The following is a 24,619-nucleotide window of genomic DNA, read 5'->3' on the forward strand; positions in this document are numbered from 1 at the left end:
ATACATAAAAAGAGAGAAAATGAAAACAATGAAGTTATGGGCAGTACTCCTGCTATTTTTTCCGCTGCTATGTCTTGGACAGACAAAGAAAGTCAAAATAACAGGTGATTTTAAAAATATTGAAGGCGACTTCGATAAACTGTATCTATTTTATAAATATGATGGCAGCCAGTTTTTGGACAGTTCCAAATTGGTAAATGGGAAGTATAGTTTTGAGTTTGATTTGGAGCAACCGGTACTGGTGCGCATTATCGTTTTTAAAGCTATCCCAGGTCGTCCGGGTGCAGGTATCAGCAATCCAGATAATACCTTATCTATTTACATCGAACCGGGCACCATGAAGTTGGTCAGTAAAGGTAAATTCTCGAATGTAGAAGTATCAGGTTCTAAAAGCCATTTTGAATACGATAAATTGAATAGCCTGGCTAGCGTATATCAATCTAAAGTGATGGACTTGATGCGCAAAGGACAAGATAAATCTTTATCAGATGCCGAAAAGCAGAGCAATCAAGCCGAAATACGGAAGTTACAAACGGATCTTAAAGAGGAGGTTTTTGGTAAATACATTGCCGAAAATCCAACCTCGCCGATGCTTTTTTATGCACTGCAACGTTATGCTGGTGGCTCGCGTGAGGAGATGATGAAGGTGCTCGATATGTACAAGAAGCTTCCTGCAGATCAACGTGACTCGCCTGAAGGAATTGCTTTTGCGAAACGCTTGCAGGGACAGTTGGAGATTATGATTGGTAGCATAGCTCCAGATTTTGCACAACATACACCGACAGGAGAGCTGGTCGCACTTTCTTCGACCCGTGGTAAGTATGTACTTCTTGATTTTTGGGCTAGTTGGTGTGGTCCATGCCGTAAAGAAAATCCACATGTTGTTCGTGCTTTTAATGAGTTTAAGGATAAAGGATTTACTGTCTTTGGGGTTTCATTGGATCGTGAAAGTGGAAAAGATAATTGGATTAAAGCGATTGCTGACGATGGTTTAGGGCAATGGACCAATGTGTCTGATCTCAAGTTTTGGAGTAATGAAGCCGCTTTGAAGTATGGCGTCACCGGGATCCCTCAAAATTATCTAATTGATCCTGATGGTAAAATTATTGGAAAGAATTTGCGTGGGGAGGAATTGCATAAAACATTGGAAAAAATACTCAGTAAGTAGTTTTTGCCATGCGGTAAATGATGAAAAGAGCTCCTTCGGGAGCTCTTTTTGTCTTATTCTTTTTTACCGAAGAGAGGGGGGCGCTTTCTTATTCGATTCGCTTAAATTCAAAAGATAACTGTAGACTATCTCCTGAGACTAAAGCTCTTATTTGGTCTCCATTTTTCCAGTACTTGATCAATTTTGGAAAATCTAACGTGTCATTTTTACATTCAAATTTATCGTCTTCTATGGTCGGTATTTTGAAGGATATAAACTCTTCTTCTTTAGGTGTTTTGACTAAGAAATTCCATTTTCCATTCGTTTCAATAATCTTCATTATCTCTTGGCTTATTGTATCACCATTTTGCATAGTAAAGCCAACACCATAATATGTTGAATCGCTGGTTTTTTCCCAATTCTCAAAAGTAGTTCTGCCTGGTTTATCATTTATCCGCTGCCATTTACCTAGTAGCCAATCAAAGGGGGCAGATTTTTTTGTGTTACACATGGCGAAAGCGAAGACAGTTAGTAGGATAACAGTGAGTTTTAAAGTTGTTTTCATGTTGTAAATTAAAAGTTGGTACAGACAATTGAACATTAAGCTCTAGACCATTTTTCTGTTTTTCTTAACGTCAGTCCATCGTATTTAATCCTAAACTACGAAAAAGCCGATATATTTTATGCTCGATTACCGCGCAGCCATCGTTATTCCATTGGATTTCTCTTGAAAGGAGGAAATCCATGAACCTGTTTTTTTGACATAAGTCAAAGTTTTTCCTATTAAACTCGCGGACATTTGCTGGTGAAATAAAATTCAAAGTAAATATCATGCGTGTAACATTAGAAAAAGGAAAAACTATAAATTTTTATCAAGCCCTCACACCAATTATTATATCGGTGTTTGGCGTGTATCTCACTATTGGAATTGCACTAGGCGTGTTGCCTAAATTTGTGCAGCAGAACCTCGGATTTGATTCCATTGTCGTGGGGTTGGTCATCGGATTACAATCGCTATCGACTTTGTTAACGCGTGCCTACTCGGGCAAGGTAACGGATACTAAAGGAGCGAAACAAAGTAAGATGACAGGTGTTGTCTTGGCTGTTGTTGCCGGAATCGCCTATGTAGCAGCTGTTCTCTTTCAGGGAAATAGCATATTGGCTTTAGTATTACTGCTGTTAGCCCGTATCATACATGGTGTGGGTGAAAGCTTTTTGGTTACGGGAGCTTTAACCTGGGGAATTGGTTTGGTCGGGCCTTCCAACTCCGGTAAAGTAATGACCTGGAATGGTATTGCCATGTATGCTGGTATTGCTATTGGCGCGCCATTAAGTATCTGGTTGACCGGCGCCTATGGCGCGTTGACGGCCTTCGTGCTCATTTTGTTATTGCCATTCGTGAGCTGGTTTTCTTCGATTAAGCTGCCGGCAATTGCTGTAGAGAAAGACTTTGTGCGCACGCCGTTTTACAAAGTGATTGGTGCCATTTCGGGACAGGGGATGAGCTTGGCCTTATCTTCGATGGCTTTCGGCTGTATGGCTTCTTTTATTGCACTTTTCTTTACACAGAAAAACTGGGGGGATGCCTCGATGGCATTTATTGCCTTTGGTATCTGTTATGTATTGACCCGTATCTTTTTTGCGTCCTTCCCGGATCGCTTTGGCGGATATCGGATTGCCTTTATTTCGTTGCTAATCGAGATTGTAGGTCAGCTCCTCATCTGGACATCCTCCAGTAAAGAACTGGCGATTATTGGATGTGGGCTTACGGGAATTGGATTTTCATTGGTATTTCCAGCACTTGGTGTATTAGCGATTCAGAAGGTGAAACCACAAATGCGGGGTACCGCATTGGGGGCATATGCTGCTTTTGTGGATTTATCTTTAGGTCTGGCAGGACCGATTGCAGGGTTGATTGCGGGTTGGTTTGATTATCAAACCGTGTACCTGTTCGGCGCGATCAGCTGTGCGCTATCTGTTGTGGTATTGATGTTTAATAAAAAGTAAGAACGATATGGAGGATAATTTAAGGCCGTTCGGGGAAACACCGGAGCAACGGATAGCAGCAGCAATAGATGCGTTAAAAAAGGGGCATGGAATTTTGTTGGTTGACGATGCCGACCGTGAAAATGAAGGTGATCTTATTTTTTCGGCAGAGAAGATGAGACACGATGATATGGCGTTGATGATTCGCTATTGTAGCGGTATTGTATGTCTATGTTTGACGCAAGAGAAGGCCGATGCATTGGAATTGCCTTATATGGTGAGGGATAATTCGAGTCTGTTTCAAACACCGTTTACCATATCTATTGATGCACGCCTAGGGGCAACGACAGGGCTATCGGCAGCAGACCGGATTGCGACGATTCAAGCCGCAATAGCGGATACAGCCAAACCAACGGATTTGGTACGTCCTGGCCATATCTTTCCACTGAGAGCACATCCAGATGGCGTTTTGGCACGGAATGGTCATACGGAAGGAAGCGTAGATCTAATGAAGCTTGCTGGTTTGCAGCCGACATCGGTGTTGTGTGAACTGATGAATGATGATGGAACAATGGCACGTTTGCCCGAGGTCATTGCTTTTGCTACGGCGCATAATATGCCTGTTCTATCGATTGCAGATATTGTCGCATATCGAAGCTCCATAGCAGGTATAGAAAATAAACCTCAAGTGATGGACGTTGTATAATTAAGGAGTTTAAAGGATGAATGAAACAAAAAAGATACGGTCTTTATTTACCGTTAAAGATAAAATACAGCTGACTCCCCATATGATTCGAGTGATTTTTCATCTGTCGGATGAGCACGTCGAATTACTCGCTGGGGTACGTGCGGGGTCTAACAATAAACTATTTGTGCCGCAGAAAAAGAATGACAAGGAAATGGGAGACATGGTCATGCGAACTTATACAAACCGTGTCATTGATTTCGTGAACCGCGAGCTATGGATTGACTTCGTAGCGCATGGGGAGAATGGACCGGCTGGGACTTGGGCGATGCACGCTGTACCTGGGGATATGCTGGAGGTCGGTATGAAAGAAAGTGTAAGACCGCTTGTGCCTGAAGCAAAATCGTACTTGCTCGTTGGGGATGCAACGGCATTGCCTGTAATTCGTGCTATTTTAGAACAATTACCGGCAGCGACGGAGGTTGAAGTAATTATGGAAGTACATGGTACGGCCGATGAAGCATATTTGGCGGATATGAATGATACACGAATCCATTGGCTGCATAATCCGGAACCAGAGCAAGGGAGTAAGCTAGCGGAAGTGGTCGAACGCTACGATATTCTGAATACCGACCCGAGCCGGTTTGTATACGTTGCAGCGGAGTATAATACGGCTAAGGTATTGCGTGAATATTTTCGAGGAATAGCGAACAGGGAAGCTTCGAGTATGTATATCACATCGTACTGGAAGGCAGGAGAAGCCGAGGATGAGTCAAGTGCAAGGCGTAAGGAGGATAAGTAAAAGCTTCACATTCTTTTTTATTACTACATTTGCCACGAACAGGAGTTTAGGTAAATGGAAGAATTAGCAGCATATATCAGAAATCAAATAGCGGTAACCGATGCAGAGCTAACAACTATCTTGTCGTACTTTAAACCTTTAAAGGTGAAAAAGAACGAGCTATTGTTGTCTAATGGAGATACCAGTCAACGAACTTTCTTTGTCTTAAAGGGGTGTTTGCGAATATTTTTTGTTGGAGATGATGGGCAGGATTCTACGCGATACTTTGCGTTTGAAAATCAATTTGCTACGGCTTTAATGAGTTTTATCACCGGGCAGCCTGCGGAAGAATGTGTACAGGCGGTCGAAGAGAGTGAGATATTATATATATCACATCATAATTTTTATGAACTTTTAGCTCTTGTGCCTGCTTGGGAAGCTTTTTACCGGAAGTACCTGGAGCGTGCTTATGTGACGAACACGAAACGACTCATGTCGATGTATGTGCAGGATGCCCTGTCGAAATATCGCCAATTGCTCGCTGACGATCCCATTATTGTGCAACGTCTTTCCAATAGGATTGTAGCGTCTTACCTCGGGATTTCGCAGGAAACACTGAGTCGGTTAAAGTCAAAACGGTAGGTCATAATTACTTGATAATATATTTTGTTATATCAATCGTTCTCCGTATGTTTGCATTCACAAATTTAAAGGGCACGAAAGGAGGTATATAATAGCATGATTATCGTAAATGTAAAAGAAGGAGAATCTTTAGACAGAGCGTTGAAACGTTTCAAAAAGAAATTCGAGAAAACTGGTGTGTTGCGCGAACTACGTTCACGTCAAGCATACGAGAAGAAATCCGTAACTCGTCGTACCCAAGTGAAAAAAGCGATTTACAAACAAGGATTGAACCAAGAAACGGTTTAATTTATAGAAGTACATTGTACTTTGTATAAAATATAAAAGAGAGGTGTTTATAACATCTCTCTTTTTTTGTATTGCATAATAGGCATAAAAAAAAGAGATACAAAACCTTGTCTCTCTTTTTTTCGCAGGCTACCGGAATGGAGCCTCTTCTAAACGACCAACGACTATCTACCCACCTAACTACTTGCTGTATGTTGTTACGACCTTGCTTACTTTCCAGCCGTCCTCACAGTGGTTAAGTGTTATGTAATCGATTCGGGTGAATTTTTCAAATTTCATGATAGCTTTAGCAACACAAGCAGTTCCACTTTCATCCATGATTTCATGTGTTGTTTCGCAATTGTATTGTAAACCTTTATTTGCTTTTAAGAAATCGGTGTATTGCTTTTTGTTGAACTTGTCGTTGTTGCTGGAGTTGCGGTACTCAAAATCGTCTGCAAAAAGGTGCTTGTTGAAATCTGTATTGCCGAGTGTAATCGCTTCGACATAGGTCGATAGGATACGGGCTGAATTAAGATTTTTTAGCGGATTAGCTGCGCTAGATGCAAATGAACTAAATGACATGGTCATAATCATTGCTGCGATAAGGGTTGTTACTGTTCTTTTCATGGTTTCTAAGTTTTTAAATGTTTTTAGTGTTTTATACTGATAATATCTTCGTTACTGCTTTATTGATGACTCAAAGGTAATGTGGTTGTCGTGGCTGCGAAACGGTAAATAGACCAATGCAGGACTTTTTTCGGTGAAAACCAATTTTTTTTCGGTGAATGAGTGTGTCATATTTTCGAGATAAGTAAAGTTATTTTCTTTCTTATAGGTGTATATCTGAAAAGTAGACGATGAAAGGGTGTGGATGGTTGCGTTGGTGGTATGAAAAAAGTCTTGCTGTTTGGATATTATAGTATTCTTGTTGCCTCTTTTGCCACCACTGTAAATCTTATTATTTTAAACGTAATCGTCATCCCGAACGAGCATACGAGGAGGGGTCTACGACAATGTTTTAAAGATTGTTTTTACAGTGTAGTTAGTTCACCTGTATAATTGATAGATATCTCCTGTCGTTGATATGACGTTTAAGGTAGTAGCCTTTTTGTAGTCTTGTCGGCTGTTTTACACTTCCTATTCTGTACAGTTGATAGATATCTCCTGTCGTCGATATGACGTATAGGGGGATTCCATCTCCTTGTTGACTTGACAGTTATCTTCTAAGTCGATATAACGATTAATACAGTCCGTTCACGAACCTCCATACTCTTAAAAAAAATGCCTAATTTTGCGGCATGAAGAAGATGTATAACGATTTGGTTGATCTTTTGCCCGATTTGATTTCGAGCTTTACCAATCATACGCTGTTTGATGTGTTAGAGGAAGATGATCTTATTTCTTTTGTTCCCATCACAGACGCAGCGGTAGGACAGGAGATGGTCGATCAAACCAATACAGTATTAGCGGCATTTTTTGAGGTTGACCCCGCCGAAGAGCAATGTTATGAAGCGAGCGCATATAACCACAAAGAAGATAACCCTGTTCTTTTTTGGAAAGATTACCTCGGTTGTTTTTACGACTTTGAATTGGTCGAAGAATTTTTAGACGACAAAGCCTTTGCGGGTACAAGCTTTGGAACGTACCGTGTGGTCAAGATAGCCTTTATCAATGAGGTTAATCAACGTATAAAAAAGAGACGTCTTAACGGTGTCCGTTTGGAGTACAAGGTAAAAGCAACGCCGTTGGATAGCAATAAGCATTGGAACAGAACATATGATAAAGACTTTTAATCTATAAAAAAAGCGAGCCGAGGCTCGCTTTTTTTATGACTTATATATTCTATTTGTGCGATTCGCACCAAACTCTAGCATTTACAAAAGCCGCTAACCATGGCGTAACCTCATCCTGACGACCTGCCGGGTAATTAGCCCAGTTCCACTGGAACGTAGAACGCTCAATATGCGGCATCGTAACCAAGTGACGTCCCGTTTTATCACACATCATCGCTGTATTAAAGTCTGAACCATTCGGGTTATGCGGGTATTCTGCATAAGCATACTTCGCTACAATATCGTATTGATCTTCTGATTGCGGTAAGTTGAATTTTCCTTCACCATGCGAGATCCAAACACCAAGCGTGCTACCTGCCAACGTTTTCAACATCACCGAATTGTTCTCCTGTACCTTTACAGAAACAAAGTTCGATTCGTGTTTTTGCGACGTGTTATGTAGCATTTTTCCGTGTACCGCATGATCCGGATTAATTAACTCCAATTCCATAAACAGCTGACAACCATTACAGATACCTACCGATAATGTGTCTGGACGAGCAAAGAAATTATCCAATGCCTTTTTAGCCTGTCCATTATACAGGAAAGCACCAGCCCAACCTTTTGCCGAGCCAAGAACATCCGAGTTCGAGAACCCCCCTACAGCACCAATAAACTGAATATCTTCCAACGTTTCGCGGCCTGAGATAAGATCGGTCATGTGTACATCCTTCACATCAAATCCAGCTAAGTACATAGCATTCGCCATCTCGCGCTCCGAGTTAGATCCTTTTTCACGGATGATCGCTGCTTTAGGGCGTGCACCTGTATGTTTTGGAAGCTTACCATCAAAAGATGTTGGGAAAACATAATTCAATGGTTGGTTTTTATAATTCTCAAAACGCGCTTTCGCCATACCATTTTTGGATTGTTTGGTATCCAATAAGTAAGAGGTTTCAAACCATACATCACGCGTCTCGTTTACATTAAATACAAACGAATCTTCGTTGTTGACGATCGTAACATCAGCTCCTGTCGTCGCTTGACCAATTTTTACGGCTTCGATACCCGCTTGCGCAAAAGCCGCTTCAAAAGTGCGGTCCTCTTTCGCTTGTAGTACAACCGCAATATTCTCGTTAAATAAAGCTTTTACGGAATCACTTTCATTTAAGCCTGAAAGATCATATTGTGCCGCTAAATTTACATCAGCAAACGTCATCTCCAAAAGAGAAGTAACTAAACCACCAGAACCCACATCATGTCCTGCAGCCACTTGGCCGTCTAGGATCAACTGTTGAATCGTGTTGAAAGCCGTTTTGAAATATGCTGCATCCTGGATAGTCGGTACTTCGTTTCCGATCTTATTATTGATCTGTGCGAAAGAAGAACCACCGAGCTTAAAGGTATCTTTAGACAGGTTGATGTAATAGATTGAACCAGCCTCTTTCGATAATACAGGTTCAACTACTTTATTGATATCTGTACAGTTACCTCCAGCAGAAATAATCAATGTTCCCGGTGCGATTACATTTTCGCCATTAGGATACTTCTGTTTCATCGACAACGAATCCTTTCCTGTCGGAATATTGATACCTAAAGCGATCGCAAAATCAGAACATCCTTTAACGGCTTCATACAAACGTGCATCTTCACCTTCGTTATTACAAGCCCACATCCAGTTAGCCGACAAAGAGACGCCTGCCAATCCGTTTTTGATAGGAGCAAAAACAATATTTGATAACGCTTCCGCGATAGCATTGCGTGATCCCGCAGTCGGGTCAACCAATGCCGTCAATGGTGAGTGTCCAACCGAGGTCGCAATACCTTCAGTCGATTTATAATCTAGTGCCATGACCCCAACGTTGTTCAATGGTAATTGTAACGGACCAGCACATTGTTGCTTCGCTACACGACCACCCACACAACGGTCAACTTTATTTGTTAACCAATCCTTCGCGGCAACAGCTTCTAGTTTTAGAACCTGCGCAACATATGTTGGCACATTTTTAACATCATAAGAAAGACCTGCATAATTATAAGCAACCTTCTTGTCGTTCATAATCGTCTTCGGCGAAGACCCAAAGAAGTCCGCTAAATCGTAATCCATCGGTTTTACTCCGGATGACTTCGATTGGAACGTAAATCTGTGGTCACCTGTTACATCACCCACTGTATACATTGGCGCGCGTTCACGATCGGCAACAACCTGTAGCTGCTCGATATTACGTTCTGCAATCACCAAGCCCATACGTTCTTGGGATTCATTACCAATGATTTCTTTCGCAGAAAGGGTAGGGTCACCCACGGGTAGTTTATCCATATCAATCAGACCACCAGTTTCTTCAACTAGTTCAGATAAACAGTTAAGGTGGCCACCTGCACCGTGGTCATGGATGGAAACGATCGGATTATTATCGGACTCTACAAATGCACGGATAGCATTTGCAGCACGTTTCTGCATCTCTGGATTTGAACGTTGGATCGCATTTAGCTCAATGCCCGAGCCAAAAGCACCCGTATCTGCCGAAGAAACAGCAGCACCGCCCATCCCGATACGGTAGTTCTCACCACCCAGGATAACTATTTTATCACCCGTTTTAGGCGTATGTTTTTTCGCTTGGTCTAATTTACCGTAACCAATACCGCCAGCTTGCATGATCACTTTATCGTAACCTAGCTTGCGGCCATTCTCTTCGTGCTCAAATGTTAATACAGAACCCGTAATCAACGGCTGTCCAAACTTATTTCCAAAATCGGAAGCTCCGTTCGACGCTTTGATCAAAATGTCCATCGGTGTTTGGTAAAGCCATGCACGCTCATCCATTGCTTTTTCCCAAGGACGTTCCTCGTTCAGGCGTGAATAAGCCGTCATGTAGATCGCTGTTCCTGCTAAAGGAAGCGATCCCTGTCCGCCAGCCAGACGGTCGCGGATCTCACCCCCCGAACCTGTAGCCGCACCCGAAAAAGGTTCAACAGTCGTTGGAAAGTTGTGTGTTTCAGCCTTTACGGAGATAACGGAGTCAAACTCCTTCTCTACATAGAAATCAGGCTTATCACCTGTTTTCGGTGCAAATTGTGTCACACGAGGGCCTTTAATAAAGGCTACATTATCTTTATATGCAGAAACGATCTCATTAGGATTCGTTTCCGATGTTTTCTTAATTAGCTTGAAAAGTGATGTAGGTTGCTCTTCACCATCGATAACGAATGTACCGTTGAAAATTTTGTGACGGCAGTGCTCAGAATTGGCCTGTGAAAAAGCAAAAACTTCAGAATCTGTCAATGGACGCCCAATTTTAACGGATAGGTTGTTTAGGTATTCTACCTCCTCCGCGTTCAGCGCCAAACCTTCTTGCGTATTGTACGCCGCAATATCCAATACATCCTGAATGGCCTCAGGTGCGATATTGATGGTGTACAAATCTTGTGTTAATGCATCAAACTTCTGCGAAATCATAGGGTCAAAGTCGCTGTAGTCAGCTGCTACTTTTTCGAACTCTTCGATACGGATAATACCTTGTATACCCATGTTTTGCGTTATTTCAACTGCATTGGTACTCCAAGGTGTAACCATGGCAGCACGTGGGCCTACATAATATTCTGTAAGGGTTTGTTCATTTAGCTTTTTAGCGTTGCCAAAGAGCCAGTTTAATTTCGAAATATCTTCAGGAGATAGGTCTTGTTGCGTTTGCACACCGTAAACGATGTTGCTGGGGTTCACAAAGAAATGAATCATTAGATACTATTGTGTTTTAAACGTTCTTCTAATCAAAGCACAAAAATACGCAATATTTTACTATTCAACGAGCTAATAATATGTTATTATGTATATTTTAATTTATTAACAAATAGCTGACTTTTGGCCTATTCATTTCGTGACAAAATTCTATCTTTGTGCATTAAAACAATTTTGAGATGAATATTTCCTACAATTGGCTTAAGAATTATATAGAGACGGATAAAACCCCAGAAGAGCTTTCCTTGATATTGACGAATGTTGGTTTGGAGGTAGAGGTATTGGAAACAGTGCAAAGCATTCCTGGTGGTTTAGATGGCCTAGTTGTGGGTGAGGTAAAAACCTGCGCACAGCATCCCAATGCAGATAAGTTGAAAGTTACGACGGTCGATGTTGGGCAACCTGAGCTTTTACATATTGTATGTGGCGCACCCAATGTGCGTGAAGGATTAAAGGTTATCGTGGCGACGGTAGGCACAACCTGTCACCCGACAAGCGGTGAGCCGTTTAAGATTACCAAATCTAAGATTCGTGGCGAAGTCTCCGAAGGGATGCTTTGTGGTGAGGATGAAATCGGTCTTGGTTCTTCGCACGCTGGAATCGTTGAATTGCGTGAAGATGCAGTCGTTGGCTCCCTCGTAAAGGATTATTATAACATAAAGGACGATTACCGCTATGAAATCGGACTTACACCAAACCGTGCCGATGCGGCTTCTCACCTTGGCGTTGCACGCGATATGGCGGCTTATTTCCGAAAACCATACACGTTGACGGATGTATCCGCTTTTAAAGCAGGCGATAAGCAACATACGGCTGTGCAAGTCGACAACACGGCAGCAGCACCACGATATTCTGGCGTTAATATTTCGGGTGTTACCGTGGGCGAATCTCCGGATTGGCTGAAAGAAAAATTAAACGTAATCGGCATTCGTCCGATCAATAATATTGTTGATATCACGAACTATATCTTACACGATTTAGGTCAACCGTTACATGCGTTTGATTTAAGTAAGATCGCTGATAATAAGGTTGTTGTACGTTTAGCAAAAGAAGGCGAATTATTCGTTACCTTGGATGGCGTAGAGCGTAAACTTACAGCAGAAGATTTAGTGATTGCGGATGCGGAAAAACCGATGTGTATTGCTGGTGTTTTTGGTGGTCAGCATTCTGGCGTAAGCGAAACAACGACAGATATTTTCCTGGAGTCGGCATACTTTAATGCCGTTTCGGTACGTAAAACATCGAAGCGCTTAGGGTTGAAAACAGACTCTTCCTTCCGTTATGAGCGTGGTACCGATCCAAATATAACGGTGTATGCCTTGCAGAAAGCGGCGCTCTTGATTCAAGAGGTTGCTGGAGGTGTTGTTTCTTCTGTGGTAACGGATATATATGAAAGCCCGGTTGCGCCATTTACATTTACGGTAAACTACGGTCGTGTACAAAAACTTATCGGAAAGGATATTCCAGCAGAAGAAATCCGTGCGATCATCGTTTCGCTTGGTATTGAAGTCGTAAAAGAAGATGCGCAGGAGCTGGTCGTTAATGTACCGCCATACAAAGTGGATGTAACACGTGAGGTGGATGTTATTGAAGAAGTTCTTCGTATCTATGGGTACAATAATATTGAACTTAAATCGCAGATCAAAGCTTCATTAAATACAAGTGAGAAGCCAGATAAAGAGGTTGTTCTGAATCAGGTTGCTGATTTACTGATCGCTAATGGTTACCGTGAAATCTTGAACAACTCGTTAACAAAGCTATCTTTTGTTGACGATGAAGAGACGGCTGTACGTTTGGTTAATCCGTTGAGTTCGGATTTAGATACCATGCGTCAAAACCTGTTGTTCTCTGCATTGACTTCTGTTTCTTACAACCAGAAGCGTAAAAGCCCAGATGCGAAGTATTTTGAATATGGTAAAACGTATTTCAGAACAGCAGAAGGGTATCAAGAAAAGCAAAATATGGCGCTTTGTATTGCCGGACATCAAGTGGAAGGTCAATGGAACGTGGCGGATAAGAAAACAAATTTCTACCATATTAAAGCTGCTGTTGATACGATTGTAAGACGCTTGAATATTCAAGGTTTACAAACGGTAGAAGCTGATAATCGTTATTTCGATTACGGGTTGACGTATATGAAAGGGCAGAAGGCCTTGGTTACATTTGGTGCGGTATCGGCATCTAATTTGAAAAAAGCAGATGTTGACGGTGCTGTTTTCTTTGCGGAGTTTGATTGGGATCTTGTTATCAAGACGATCCGTAAGAATGTGATCAAGTTTCAGGAAGTTTCTAAATTCCCTGCGGTAAGCCGAGATTTAGCGCTTTTGGTTGACGATGCTATTACCTTTGAGCAGTTGAAAACTATTGCGATAAAGACGGATCGCAAGCTTTTGAAAGACGTTAATATCTTCGATGTGTACAAGGGAGATAAGCTGCCGGAAGGTAAAAAATCCTATGCGTTGAACTTTGTGCTTCAGGACGAGGAAAAAACGTTGAATGACAAACAAATTGAAACGATTATTAAAAAATTAATTCTTAACTTTGAGAAGGAGACTGGTGCTTCGGTGCGCTAGTTTTTAAGTAAGAAATAAATTAATTGCGAGAGATTATATGGCGACACTATCTTCACAAATGAATGTTATCGTTGAGAAAACGAAAAATCTTATTCAATTGTGCGAGGCTCTTCAAGAAGAGAATGATCTGCTGAAGTTGGAAGTTCAATCCCTTCAGGTAGCCTTTCAGACAAGCACTGATAAAAGTCATCAGTTGGAGGAAAAGCTTAAGGCTATGGCAGTTGCGAAAACTTTGGATGAGTCGGACGTAGATAGAGACGCAATAAATGAAAAAATACTTGACACAAAACAAAAAATTAACGATTTTGTGCGAGAAATAGACAAATGTATAGGCTTGTTGAGGTAGGTATAGGATTAGGGAAAAGTCTATAAAGGTTATTTAAGCTCGAAAAAAATGGGAGAGATTTCCATAAAAATAAATATCGCAGACCGTGTTTACCCGTTACGGGTAACAACGGAAGAGGAAGAAGTAATTCGACATGCTGCGAAATTGATAAATGAAAAAATAAAGGAATTGCAGGACAATTATGCAGTTCGCGATAAGCAGGATCTGCTTTCGATGTGTGTGTTGCAGTATGCAACGGGCATGATTAAAGCGGAACGCAATGCGCAACAAAGCGAAGAAGGCTTAGAAGATCGCGTTCATGAACTGGATAACTTGCTAAACGATTTCTTTAGAAAATAACATATCGTTCTTTATTATTAGAGCTTTATAACGACGAATTTGCCGCAATTAAATTCGGGTTGTCACTATTTTAAACTTAACGCTTCAATATCACGAGCGAACAAAGATGTAGGCCATTTTGCTTAAGCCATCTAGGTCACGATCAATTGCTCAAATCATGTGTAATCGAAGTTTAATAATACATGGGACCTGTATATTTAATTGCGGTTTTTTTTTACGGCAATTCTTCAATAAAGCTATACTAACATTCTATAGCTTACACACTATAATTGAAGATGCAAATGCCGCCCCGAGGGTTTGATTAAAAGGTGTAAAATATTATAAACAAATAGATAAAAATGGAGTTAACAACAATAATTTCGATCATAATTTCGCTTATTGTCGGAGTGATTATTGGACGTTACTTGCTACAAATGTTATTCAAAAAGCAGGAACAGTCCGCCCGAGAGAAAGCAGATAGTATAATTAAAGACGCAGAGCAACAAGGAGAGCACTATAAAAAACAACGTGCCTTAGAAGCAAAAGAGAAATTCTTGCAGCTGAAAGGAGAACACGAAAAAGAGGTTAATCAACGGAATAACAGTATTGTTCAGAAAGAGAATTCTATTCGCCAGAAAGAGCAATCGGTGAACCAGAAAATGGAAAACCTGAATCGCGAAAAGCAAGATCTGGACGCGAAGAATAAAAAGCTCGATCAGTTAGTAGAGGTCAACGAGAAGAAAAAGGAAGAAGTTGAGCAACTGAAAAATCAGCACATCAAGCAATTAGAAAGCATTGCTGGTTTGTCTGCTGATGAAGCAAAAGAACAATTGGTTAGTTCATTACGTGAAGAAGCGCGCTCTCAAGCGGTAATTCAGATTAAAGATATCGTAGACGAAGCGAAGCTTACAGCCTCTAAAGAAGCGAAGAAAGTAGTTATTCAAACCATTCAACGTACCGCTACCGAGTCGGCTATTGAAAATACAGTTTCTATTTTTAATATAGAGAATGATGAGATCAAAGGTCGTATCATTGGTCGTGAAGGACGTAATATTCGTGCGTTGGAAGCTGCTACGGGTGTAGAGATCATTGTAGATGATACACCGGAAGCAATTATCCTTTCTGGATTTGATCCGGTACGTCGCGAGATCGCTCGTTTATCGTTACACCGTTTGGTGACGGACGGACGTATTCACCCAGCACGTATTGAAGAGGTCGTAGCAAAAACACGTACACAGATTGAAGACGAAATTGTTGAAATCGGTGAACGTACAGCTATTGATTTAGGTATTCATGGTTTACACCCAGAGTTGATCCGTATGGTAGGTCGTATGCGCTACCGTTCATCTTACGGTCAGAACTTATTGCAACACTCGCGTGAGGTAGCAAATTTTGCAGCAACGATGGCGGCAGAGTTAGGCTTAAACGTGAAGCTAGCGAAACGTGCCGGATTACTACACGATATTGGTAAAGTGCCTGATGATAACCCGGAATTGCCACACGCAATCTTAGGTATGCAGCTAGCAGAGAAATATAAAGAACACCCTGAGGTATGTAATGCAATTGGTGCCCACCACGATGAAATCGAGATGACTTCGTTGATTTCACCTGTTGTACAAGCCTGTGATGCGATTTCTGGAGCACGTCCTGGAGCGCGTCGCGAGGTGGTAGAAAGCTATATCAAACGCTTGAAAGAGCTGGAAGAGCTAGCGCTATCTTACCCAGGAGTAGAGAAAACATTTGCTATTCAAGCAGGACGTGAACTTCGCGTCGTGGTTGAATCAGAGAAAGTGTCGGATGCACAGGCAGAGATTCTGGCAGCAGATATCTCTAACCGTATCCAGACAGAGATGACTTATCCGGGACAGATTAAAGTAACGGTTATCCGCGAAACAAGATCTGTTTCTTACGCAAAATAAACAATAAGCATATTTTATATGTACAAAAACTCAAGCCTATGGCTTGAGTTTTTTTGTTTTTTACTTCATTGAAAACTTAATATTAACATAACCTTGTAGCTTTATCTTTGTGGTGTGAATCGCAGCCATACCAACCTTGAACCTCACTATCTGGTTCGTTTTAAAGACGGAGATCCAGCGGCATTCACTTATTTTTTTTATACCTATTGGGAGGAGCTGTATACGGTCGCTTATCGACATTTACGGGATACTGACCAATCCAAAGATATTGTTCAGGAAGTCTATATACATATCTGGGAAAAACGTCATTTGCTCAAGGACGATTATACTACCTTACGCCCATACCTACATAAAGCCGTTAAAAATAAAGTACTCAATTATTATGCAACGGAGCGTGTACGTAAAGAAGTCCTGGACAATATGTTCGCACGCATGGATGTGCTCCAGCTATTAGATACAGGGTCCCTCGCGCATTACCAAGCCTTAGAAGTAGTGGTAGACAAAGCGGTTGCTAGATTACCCAAATTAATGCAAGCCGTATACCTGATGCGGAGTGATAACCACTCGATCCAACAGATTGCAAAAGACCTGAACCTGGCAGAACAAACGGTTAAAAATTACTTATCCGACGCTAAGAAAATCCTAAAGAAAGAACTTACCCAACGGTTTAATGAGCAAGATACCATGACCGTTATGTTTATTACCACCGTCACGCTTCATCATTTCTTAACATAAACAAAATGGTTTCTTAAAGTACTTTCGGTCGTTTCACCTGTAATAGTATCAAAATAACAGCATACTGGTGAAATTAGAAAAGTTCAAAGAGATCATACGGCAATATCAAACAGGTATCCTGCCTGATATACAAAAGAAAAATGTGGATCGTTGGTTCGATCATATTTCAGAAGATGAAATCCCTCCATTTAAGAGCAACGAAGAACGACTTCGCATGCAGGCTGAAATCTGGGCAAAAATGCCAGTGGAATTCCAGCAGCAGCATAAAAACACACGTCTTATTAAGATGCGACGCTGGGTCAGCGCTGCGGCGGCTATAGTCGTTCTCGGTCTATCTGGAAGTTTATTTTTTCGGACCGAACTACGAAACTTGTTCCATCTACAAGAAAATCAGCCCCCTTTGTTGACGGAGTTTTCAACGCCCATTGGTAAGCTACAGAAATTACAACTACCAGATAGTTCTACTATTTTTCTCAATGGAAATGCGAAAGTACGTTTTGATTCGAAGAATTTTAAGAACAAACGTCAAATCTATTTGGATCAGGGAGAAGCTTTTTTCGCAGTTAAACGAGATAGTCTACATCCATTTTCGATTAAAGTTGGAAAGCTAGGGGTAGAAGTATTGGGTACCTCTTTCAATATAAACCATTCGATTTCAGCGAAACAGATTACGATTGATGTCAAGACAGGGCGGGTACGCGTCGATGGCGGTAAACCCGATCATACTTACCTGTTGACGGCAGGCAAGGGGTTACATTATAACGAGACCAATGCCACATTCCAACATTTTGACAGTAATCCACAGTACAGTAATGTTTGGATCGAAGGGGGGATTTTTCTCAATGGAGCTACCTTTGAGGAGTTGAGCGAATTGCTCTATAACCGGTATGGCGTAGTTTTAAAATACGACACACAGGATACCAAAGCATTTAGTTATTCACTGCTTATACCACAAGTTCAGTCCGTAGATCAGTTGCTACAGATGATCTGTAATATTCACCAGTTAAAGTTCAGGAGGACCCAAAATGAAGTAACACTATACCCGTAGAGCAAATTAAGAAAAAGAGGTCGCGACGCAAGCTGTTAAACCTCAGAAGGAGCGCCACTGGCAAACCGCTAAATCGACCAGTGGGCACCATCCAATTTCATGTTAAAAACATTTGTGCAAATATATGTATAAAATTATTAAGCTTACGAAGCTAGCCGCTTCACTTGCTGTACTTTCCCTCGTTGGGCCATCCCAGATTGCCTTTGCGAGCACGGCTACTGAAAGTCGACAGGTTCCTGCCGACCGGATTAATTTTAATGTTCCTGAAGGGAACGCCGCCCAAGCGCTGTTACGTCTTTCTCAACAAACAGGAGAGAGCATTGGGTACGATAAAAAACTACTTCAACTCGAGCTTGTATCCGTGCGGGCACGCGCCTTTGAAAATGCTGGATTCGAGCAAGTATTGAATTACATCCTTCAGAACACAGGCGTCCAGTTTAATCGCGTGGCAGGAGGTGTAGTTTTACATCGGAAGAACCAACAGGAAACTTATACGTTGAAAATACGTATTACCGATCAAGCGTCGCAACCTATTGCAGCCGCTTCGGTGAAGATTTTGCCGCTAGGACGTGTATTGTCGACCAATGCGGAAGGTATGGCCGAAACCAAGCTTCCTGCAGGCGATTATAATATCCTTGTGAATCATCTTTCCTTTGAAAGTCAGCAGGTAAATGGATTGTCGGTACAGGCAAACAACAACAATTTACGGACCATTACACTCGCACCGAAGAATAGCCAGCTCGATGAAGTTGTCGTTACAGCCTTAGGCATCAAACGACAAGATCGATCCTTGGGATATGCCGTGGGTACGGTGAAAGGTGCCGATGTAAGTCGGATGAACAACGATAATTTCCTTACGGGTATGGCTGGAAAAGTACCGGGTGTTAGCATCAGTACCACTGGACCAACAGGATCCACGGTCAGTATGGTCATTCGAGGAGCCTCCTCCTTAAGTACAGATAACCAACCGCTCTTTGTTGTTGACGGCGTGCCCATTATGAACCAATTGAATAATGTTGGTCAGATAGGAGGAGATAATAAAGTCGATTATGGAAATGCCATTTCAAGCATCAATCCCGATGATATTGAAAGCATTTCAGTCTTGAAAGGACCGAGTGCTGCTGCCCTATACGGTTCCCGCGCCGGAAATGGCGTTGTCTTAATCACCACCAAAAGTGGAAAGAACGCCGAGAAGATGACAATTTCGGTCAATAGCAACACCGTTTTCGATATTCCTTATAAGTTTATCGATACGCACAATAAATTTGCGAGTGGCACGATGCCTTGGAAACCAGGGGATATTTCTGGAAACCTAAAGATTGAGGAAGGATCGAGCTACCGTGTTGGTCCAGCATTAGACAAAGGCTACAAAGCTATTCAATGGAACAGCCCGTTGGATGAAAATGGAAACCCTATTCCAACAGAGCTTAAGTCTCATCCAAATAATATCAAAAATTTCGTGCAAACGGGGATTACCAGCACCAATGGTATCTCCTTGGCAAACCGTAGTGAAAAGCTGGATTATCGTTTCTCGTATTCAAACTTGAGCAACAAAGGAATTATTCCAAATTCGGATCTCTTTCGGAATACCATTAATGTAAATTCCACGATGCACCTGCGCGATAACCTATCGTTAGGCGTATCGTTAGATATGAGTCGTAATAATTCCAATAATCGTCCTGCAGGAAACCGCGGTGCAAACCCGATGCAGGCTGCCTATGAGGTTTCTTCTCATATTGATATCTTAGACCTAAAGGATTATTGGTTGCCATCGCAGGAAGGAATCCAACAAAAGTCCCAATCCAAGGGTAATTACAATAACCCGTATTTTCTCGCCTACGGTGTGAGCAATGCATTTGTGCGGGATCGTGCTTTTGGAAACCTCCGTCTCGATTGGACGATCAAGAAGGATTGGACGGCAATGGTGCGTTATGCCAACGATATTTTCTGGGAAAACAGAGAGACAAAAATCCCCTTTAGTTATACGAATGAGCCCCGCGGTGCGTACGGAATTGTTAACCTAATGGGCATGGAGCAGAATATCGATTTCTTAACCTCTTACAAGAAGAACTTGGGACATTTTGATATCGGTGGTTCCGTTGGAGGTAATATTCGTTATTCCAAAAACAAATACGTGCGCAACGCATCGAAGAACGGTACGGGCTTGATTACGCCGGAGCTTTACACCCTTTCCAACATCAGTCCGGCTAACCTTGATTTCGCTAGCAGTATGTCTGAACGGGTCGTAAATAGCGTTTACGGTTTATTGAACCTAAGCTACCGCGATATGGTTTATTTGGATGTAACAGGGCGTAACGATTGGTCCAGTACATTGCCTGTCGATAATCGATCCTACTTTTACCCTTCGGCATCCCTGAGCGTGTTAGCGAACCAAATTTTTGGCTTACCACAAGCGATCAGCATCTTGAAATTACGTGGCGGTATCGCTCGTGCCGGAAATGATACAAGTCCATATTCATTATCTAACGTACTCTCTAACCCGGGTAGTTGGGGGAGCGTGCTTCGCCTCACGCGGTCGAGTTCACTCTTTGTTCCAGATCTGAAGCCTGAGATTGCCACCTCATACGAGTTAGGTGCAGATATCGGATTATGGCGCAATCGTCTGAAATTTGAGGGAACCTATTATTTACTGAAAAATAGAAATCAGATCTTTTCAACCACCTTACCTGGATCTAGTGGTTTCAACGGTAAAAAAATCAATGCCGGACTGTTGAGTAGCCGAGGGATAGAGCTTGCATTAAGTGGGCGGCCGATTGAGAAGGAAAACTGGACCTGGGATTTAGGGGTCAATTGGCATCGTAACCGTACGCGAATTGATGAGCTTTCGGAAGGCGCAGAATTTTATACCTTCTGGACCGATGGCCGCGGCGGAGCACGTACATATGTCGGAGAAGAGATTGGTGACCTGTACGATTCAAAGCTGGTGACGGTCGAAGATCCTTCGTCTCCATATTTTGGTTATCCGATCCTCGATAAGAACGGTAGCTGGCAAGCCATCCGTATCAATAACAGTCGCAATAAGATAGGCAACTTCAACCCCGATTTCAGTATGGGCATACAGTCGAGCTTGCGTTATAAAAAATGGACGATGCATTTGGCCGCCGATATGCGCTTTGGTGGTAAATTCATGTCGCAGACCTACCGCTATTTTGAATCGAATCTCACGACACAACGTTTCTTAGATCAACTGGTTAATCCAAAAGGTTTGACCGGTGATGCGTTGCGGAACTACTTAATTGATAATGACCTGGTGCGCGTTCAAGGAAATCGATACCCTATTGTTGGTGGGCCAAGTGAGGAGTATGGTGGATATCCGATTAATGTAGGGGGGACGATAGGAAACTTCGGCGTTTTCAATCCTGGAGTGATTGCCCAATATGATGGCAGTGGAAATATTACTGGATACACGGAAAATCTTGGAGGCTCCGGGACGAAGTATATCTCCTATAGCGATAACTACCCGTGGGATTTTATGAACGCTTCTACCTTTGATGCTTCATTCATTAAACTCCGGGAGCTTTCTGTAAGCTATGACTTAACCGCAAAATGGTTGACCCGTTTAGGGATTGCCAATGGAAATGTAGGCGTCTATACCCGTAATCTTATTTTATGGACAAAAGCAAAAGTAGGTATCGATCCGGAGATGGCATTTCAACCGGAAGCTGATGGAAGCTTTAAACAAGGTATAGAGCGCTATAATGTAACGCCATGGGCGATACCGCTAGGATTTAAAGTCAACATAACATTTTAATCATTAAACCATGAAAATGAAACGTCATTTTATTACGATACTATATTGTGCGTTGGTGTTGGGTATGACACTTAGCGTGTCAGCCTGCAAAGACCTGACAGAAATTAATATTAATCCGAACGGTGTCAGTGAAGAGGAGGCCAATCCAAATTTGCTGCTGCCTACCGTATTGACCGGTGCCGCAAGTCGGTATAGCGAGTTAAGCTTTTGGGATTTAGGCGGCGTGGTACAGTACACGCAATTTGACGCCTGGTTCGAAGGGCACAACGATTACAAATGGACCGGCGGGATCCTCAGTTGGGATGCTTTCTATGGCTACCTGCGCGATAACGAATTGATGCGCAGTCGGGCGCAAAAATTAGGACTCGATTTCCATCACGGTGTTTCGTTGGTTATGCGGGCTTACATCTTTGGCTTCATTACCGATTTATGGGGGGATGCGCCTTATACGGATGCCCTGAAAGCGGAGCTCGGTGGCGCGCAATATAGCTTCCCGAAATTCGATCAACAAGATGTTATTTACAAGGGGATTTTAGAAGAATTGAAGCAAGCGAACCAACTCTTGTCTCGGGCTGATGCAAGCTATGAGGTATTGGCAAGTGCGGATGTATATTTTGGTGGCAAAGCCTCCAAATGGCGCCGCTTTGCGAACTCGTTGGCACTCCGCTACTACATGCGTCTCGCAGAAAAAGAACCACAGTTTGCCAAGCAAGGGATTGAGCAGATTATGGCCAACGCAAATGAGTTTCCTATTATTACCGATGCAAAGGATGAGGTCGTGATGGATTTTGTGGGAAACAATGCAGGCGATTCATGGCCATCCAACACCGTGTACGATGCGACAGGGAGTAATTTCAGACGGATGAAGATGTGTGCAACCTTAGTGGATCGATTGCAACAGCTTCAAGATCCACGTCTTCAGGTTTGGGCCAAAAAAGTAGAGATTCCGATTGAGATACGATCTACAGAACCTGCGGGGACGGATAAGATTGTAAATGGTATTCGTATCGTTTCGCCTGATATTGTCCGCGGTATTCCGGTCGACACCGATGCAGAATATGTTGGGCTACCTGCTAGTGGATCCAAAAATCCATCAGCTTATAATCTGAATCCTACACCGGGGCAAACCTCCATGAATCCCCATGTTTCTTATTTGAGTGATATCTATAAAGCCGCCAAAGGAGACCTGTTGAAAGCGCGTCTACTAGCTGCATCCGAAGTGAATTTTATCCTAGCCGAAGCCGCCAAGAAGGGGTGGAGTGTTCCGGAGTCTGCCAAAACCTATTATGAATCGGGGATTCGTTCCTCCCTCCAGAGCTGGGGTAAAGCAAATGATTACAGTGCTTACATACAGCGTCCCGGTGTTGCGTTCGACAATACGTTACAACAAATTATGGAACAAAAATGGATTTCTAATTGGTCTACCGGTGCACAGGCATGGTTTGATTACCGGAGAACGGGCTATCCGATGTTCGTTGTGGGGCCAGCCGCAACGCGCACCGTTTTACCCGTCCGTATTCCGTATATGCAGAATGAGATGAGTGTAAATCAGAAAAATGCGGAAGAAGCGCTCAAACGAATTGAGAAAACAGCGTATTCACAGGCTGATAATGAAAACAGTGCGTGGTCCAAATCTTGGTTATTGCAGGGAACAAACAAACCGTGGTAATTTTTACAAGCATAGTATATATAAAATGAAAATCAAATTATTGTTATCTGTTGTGTGTTGCAGCATGGTCCTCGCTGGAACGGCTCAAAACAATACCCGTGTACAGCCAGATCGTATGATGTTGACTTGGTCTGCGAATCCAGCAACAACACAGTCCGTTTCTTGGCGTACCACAGGGGCGGGGACAAAAATCGTTGCACAGATTGTGGAAGAGGAGAGCAGTCCAGAGTTGGAAAAAGCAGCCAAAACAATTTCAGGGGTGGCATTACCGTGGCGGCGTGAAAATGGGATCGACGACTATTACGGTCAGGTAACCTTTTCCGACTTAAAGCCCGGTACCGTATATACTTACCGTGTTGGAGATGGGGCGCAATGGAGCGCATGGAACCAGTTCCGAACGGCTGACCTTACGGGCGATTTTTCCTTTATCTATTTAGGCGATGCACAAAACGATCTACGCTCGCGTTGGTCGAGGACGATCCGTCGATCCTTTCAGCAAGAGCCTAATGCTCGGTTTATTGTGCATGCGGGAGATCTTATAAACCGCTCTAATACCGATAGCGAATGGGAGGAATGGTACGAAGGTGCGGGATTTATCCATCAGATGATATCCGCTGTTCCTACACCTGGAAACCACGAATATCGGAGAGATTCTTTGGAGCAGCTTGTTTTGGATCCACACTGGAAGGTTCAGTTTAATCTTCCTAAAAATGGTCCGGAAGGGTTGCAAGAAGCGGTTTATTATATGGACTACCAAGATCTACGTATTATCTCGTTGAACTCACAGATGATTATGTTGGATTCGGTCGCTGCGGCGACCCAAGAAAGATGGCTCGATGAAACCCTTGCTTCCTCGACAAAGAAATGGAATATCGTGGTGATGCACCATCCTGTTTACTCCACCGCTAAGAATAGGGATAATACTATCTTGCGCGAGCGATTTAGACCCATTTTCGAGAAATATGGTGTTGATCTTGTTTTGCAGGGGCACGATCATACTTATGCCCGCGGAACCGCAGGAAAGAAAAAGCCGGTTTATTTATTATCCGTAGCAGGTCCCAAGATGTATACCTCAGATTCAGATCGTTGGATGGAGAAATCAGGCTCCAATGTACAGCTTTATCAGGTTATCCGTATAACGGATAAGAAGCTCTATTATTCAAGCTATCAATTAAATGGGAAGTTGTTTGATTCATTCGAGCTGTCAAAGGTTAAATAAT

General features: G+C 42.5%; 19 protein-coding genes. 16 read left to right on the top strand and 3 right to left on the bottom strand.

Annotation, left to right across the window (positions count from 1 at the left end):
- Positions 1-19: 19 nt before the first annotated feature.
- A complete protein-coding gene (locus B9Y69_RS02925) occupies positions 20-1,168 on the top strand; it encodes a TlpA disulfide reductase family protein (protein ID WP_085471497.1) in 1,149 nt (382 codons plus the stop codon).
- A gap of 88 nt (positions 1,169-1,256) precedes the next feature.
- On the opposite strand, the gene B9Y69_RS02930 is transcribed toward B9Y69_RS02925, so the two are convergent.
- Positions 1,257-1,712, bottom strand: a complete 456-nt coding sequence (locus B9Y69_RS02930; RefSeq protein ID WP_085471498.1) for a DUF6265 family protein — start codon at positions 1,710-1,712, stop codon at positions 1,257-1,259.
- A gap of 266 nt (positions 1,713-1,978) precedes the next feature.
- Between B9Y69_RS02930 and B9Y69_RS02940 the strand changes: the two genes are divergently transcribed.
- The 5 genes from B9Y69_RS02940 (at position 1,979) to rpsU (ending at position 5,529) form a co-directional block, all read left to right on the top strand.
- Complete coding sequence (locus B9Y69_RS02940; RefSeq protein WP_085471500.1) at positions 1,979-3,154, top strand: MFS transporter; 1,176 nt, start codon at positions 1,979-1,981, stop codon at positions 3,152-3,154.
- 7 nt (positions 3,155-3,161) lie between these two features.
- Complete coding sequence (ribB, locus tag B9Y69_RS02945) at positions 3,162-3,839, top strand: 3,4-dihydroxy-2-butanone-4-phosphate synthase (protein WP_085471501.1); 678 nt, start codon at positions 3,162-3,164, stop codon at positions 3,837-3,839.
- 16 nt (positions 3,840-3,855) lie between these two features.
- Complete coding sequence (locus B9Y69_RS02950) at positions 3,856-4,620, top strand: siderophore-interacting protein (RefSeq protein WP_085471502.1); 765 nt, start codon at positions 3,856-3,858, stop codon at positions 4,618-4,620.
- A 54-nt stretch (positions 4,621-4,674) separates the two neighbouring features.
- On the top strand, positions 4,675-5,241 hold the full coding sequence (locus B9Y69_RS02955; protein WP_085471503.1) for a Crp/Fnr family transcriptional regulator: 567 nt from the start codon (positions 4,675-4,677) through the stop codon (positions 5,239-5,241).
- 96 nt (positions 5,242-5,337) lie between these two features.
- The gene (gene rpsU / locus B9Y69_RS02960; protein WP_085471504.1) at positions 5,338-5,529 is read left to right on the top strand and encodes a 30S ribosomal protein S21; all 192 of its coding nucleotides are present in this window, start codon (positions 5,338-5,340) and stop codon (positions 5,527-5,529) included.
- Positions 5,530-5,709: 180 nt separating this feature from the next.
- On the opposite strand, the gene B9Y69_RS02965 is transcribed toward rpsU, so the two are convergent.
- On the bottom strand, positions 5,710-6,138 hold the full coding sequence (locus tag B9Y69_RS02965) for a nuclear transport factor 2 family protein (RefSeq protein ID WP_085471505.1): 429 nt from the start codon (positions 6,136-6,138) through the stop codon (positions 5,710-5,712).
- 671 nt (positions 6,139-6,809) lie between these two features.
- Between B9Y69_RS02965 and B9Y69_RS02970 the strand changes: the two genes are divergently transcribed.
- Positions 6,810-7,304, top strand: coding sequence for a hypothetical protein (locus B9Y69_RS02970; RefSeq protein ID WP_085471506.1), 495 nt, complete (start codon positions 6,810-6,812; stop codon positions 7,302-7,304).
- A 49-nt stretch (positions 7,305-7,353) separates the two neighbouring features.
- On the opposite strand, the gene purL is transcribed toward B9Y69_RS02970, so the two are convergent.
- Complete coding sequence (gene purL / locus B9Y69_RS02975; RefSeq protein WP_085471507.1) at positions 7,354-11,019, bottom strand: phosphoribosylformylglycinamidine synthase; 3,666 nt, start codon at positions 11,017-11,019, stop codon at positions 7,354-7,356.
- A 179-nt stretch (positions 11,020-11,198) separates the two neighbouring features.
- On the opposite strand from purL, the gene pheT reads away from it, so the two are divergent.
- The 9 genes from pheT to B9Y69_RS03020 all read left to right on the top strand — a co-directional run bounded on the left by pheT (position 11,199) and on the right by B9Y69_RS03020 (position 24,618).
- A complete protein-coding gene (gene pheT / locus B9Y69_RS02980) occupies positions 11,199-13,592 on the top strand; it encodes a phenylalanine--tRNA ligase subunit beta (protein ID WP_085471508.1) in 2,394 nt (797 codons plus the stop codon).
- A 37-nt stretch (positions 13,593-13,629) separates the two neighbouring features.
- Positions 13,630-13,938: a hypothetical protein gene (locus B9Y69_RS02985; RefSeq protein ID WP_085471509.1), complete on the top strand. Its 309-nt coding sequence runs from the start codon at positions 13,630-13,632 to the stop codon at positions 13,936-13,938.
- A 48-nt stretch (positions 13,939-13,986) separates the two neighbouring features.
- A complete protein-coding gene (locus B9Y69_RS02990) occupies positions 13,987-14,277 on the top strand; it encodes a cell division protein ZapA (RefSeq protein WP_085471510.1) in 291 nt (96 codons plus the stop codon).
- A gap of 338 nt (positions 14,278-14,615) precedes the next feature.
- On the top strand, positions 14,616-16,175 hold the full coding sequence (gene rny, locus B9Y69_RS02995) for a ribonuclease Y (protein WP_085471511.1): 1,560 nt from the start codon (positions 14,616-14,618) through the stop codon (positions 16,173-16,175).
- 114 nt (positions 16,176-16,289) lie between these two features.
- Positions 16,290-16,910, top strand: coding sequence for an RNA polymerase sigma factor (locus B9Y69_RS03000; RefSeq protein WP_085471512.1), 621 nt, complete (start codon positions 16,290-16,292; stop codon positions 16,908-16,910).
- A gap of 67 nt (positions 16,911-16,977) precedes the next feature.
- Positions 16,978-17,958, top strand: coding sequence for a FecR family protein (locus B9Y69_RS03005; RefSeq protein ID WP_085471513.1), 981 nt, complete (start codon positions 16,978-16,980; stop codon positions 17,956-17,958).
- 124 nt (positions 17,959-18,082) lie between these two features.
- Positions 18,083-21,730: a SusC/RagA family TonB-linked outer membrane protein gene (locus B9Y69_RS03010; protein WP_085471514.1), complete on the top strand. Its 3,648-nt coding sequence runs from the start codon at positions 18,083-18,085 to the stop codon at positions 21,728-21,730.
- Positions 21,731-21,746: 16 nt separating this feature from the next.
- The gene (locus B9Y69_RS03015; protein ID WP_085471979.1) at positions 21,747-23,399 is read left to right on the top strand and encodes a SusD/RagB family nutrient-binding outer membrane lipoprotein; all 1,653 of its coding nucleotides are present in this window, start codon (positions 21,747-21,749) and stop codon (positions 23,397-23,399) included.
- A gap of 25 nt (positions 23,400-23,424) precedes the next feature.
- The gene (locus B9Y69_RS03020; protein ID WP_085471515.1) at positions 23,425-24,618 is read left to right on the top strand and encodes a purple acid phosphatase family protein; all 1,194 of its coding nucleotides are present in this window, start codon (positions 23,425-23,427) and stop codon (positions 24,616-24,618) included.
- The last annotated feature ends 1 nt before the right edge of the window (position 24,619 follow it).

Source organism: Sphingobacterium psychroaquaticum, from assembly GCF_900177625.1.
GTDB classification, from domain to species: Bacteria; Bacteroidota; Bacteroidia; order Sphingobacteriales; family Sphingobacteriaceae; genus Sphingobacterium; species Sphingobacterium psychroaquaticum.

What these genes read in the sequence shown, in the direction of transcription:
- B9Y69_RS03015 (WP_085471979.1), top strand. Translation starts at nt 21,747, where the DNA reads ATGAAACGTCATTTTATTACGATACTATATTGTGCGTTGGTGTTGGGT.
- pheT (WP_085471508.1), top strand. Translation starts at nt 11,199, where the DNA reads ATGAATATTTCCTACAATTGGCTTAAGAATTATATAGAGACGGATAAA.
- B9Y69_RS02985 (WP_085471509.1), top strand. Translation starts at nt 13,630, where the DNA reads ATGGCGACACTATCTTCACAAATGAATGTTATCGTTGAGAAAACGAAA.
- B9Y69_RS02925 (WP_085471497.1), top strand. Translation starts at nt 20, where the DNA reads ATGAAAACAATGAAGTTATGGGCAGTACTCCTGCTATTTTTTCCGCTG.
- B9Y69_RS02965 (WP_085471505.1), bottom strand. Translation starts at nt 6,138, where the DNA reads ATGAAAAGAACAGTAACAACCCTTATCGCAGCAATGATTATGACCATG.
- rny (WP_085471511.1), top strand. Translation starts at nt 14,616, where the DNA reads ATGGAGTTAACAACAATAATTTCGATCATAATTTCGCTTATTGTCGGA.
- B9Y69_RS02990 (WP_085471510.1), top strand. Translation starts at nt 13,987, where the DNA reads ATGGGAGAGATTTCCATAAAAATAAATATCGCAGACCGTGTTTACCCG.
- purL (WP_085471507.1), bottom strand. Translation starts at nt 11,019, where the DNA reads ATGATTCATTTCTTTGTGAACCCCAGCAACATCGTTTACGGTGTGCAA.
- B9Y69_RS02930 (WP_085471498.1), bottom strand. Translation starts at nt 1,712, where the DNA reads ATGAAAACAACTTTAAAACTCACTGTTATCCTACTAACTGTCTTCGCT.
- B9Y69_RS02955 (WP_085471503.1), top strand. Translation starts at nt 4,675, where the DNA reads ATGGAAGAATTAGCAGCATATATCAGAAATCAAATAGCGGTAACCGAT.
- ribB (WP_085471501.1), top strand. Translation starts at nt 3,162, where the DNA reads ATGGAGGATAATTTAAGGCCGTTCGGGGAAACACCGGAGCAACGGATA.
- B9Y69_RS02970 (WP_085471506.1), top strand. Translation starts at nt 6,810, where the DNA reads ATGAAGAAGATGTATAACGATTTGGTTGATCTTTTGCCCGATTTGATT.
- B9Y69_RS02940 (WP_085471500.1), top strand. Translation starts at nt 1,979, where the DNA reads ATGCGTGTAACATTAGAAAAAGGAAAAACTATAAATTTTTATCAAGCC.
- B9Y69_RS03020 (WP_085471515.1), top strand. Translation starts at nt 23,425, where the DNA reads ATGAAAATCAAATTATTGTTATCTGTTGTGTGTTGCAGCATGGTCCTC.
- B9Y69_RS02950 (WP_085471502.1), top strand. Translation starts at nt 3,856, where the DNA reads ATGAATGAAACAAAAAAGATACGGTCTTTATTTACCGTTAAAGATAAA.
- B9Y69_RS03010 (WP_085471514.1), top strand. Translation starts at nt 18,083, where the DNA reads ATGTATAAAATTATTAAGCTTACGAAGCTAGCCGCTTCACTTGCTGTA.
- rpsU (WP_085471504.1), top strand. Translation starts at nt 5,338, where the DNA reads ATGATTATCGTAAATGTAAAAGAAGGAGAATCTTTAGACAGAGCGTTG.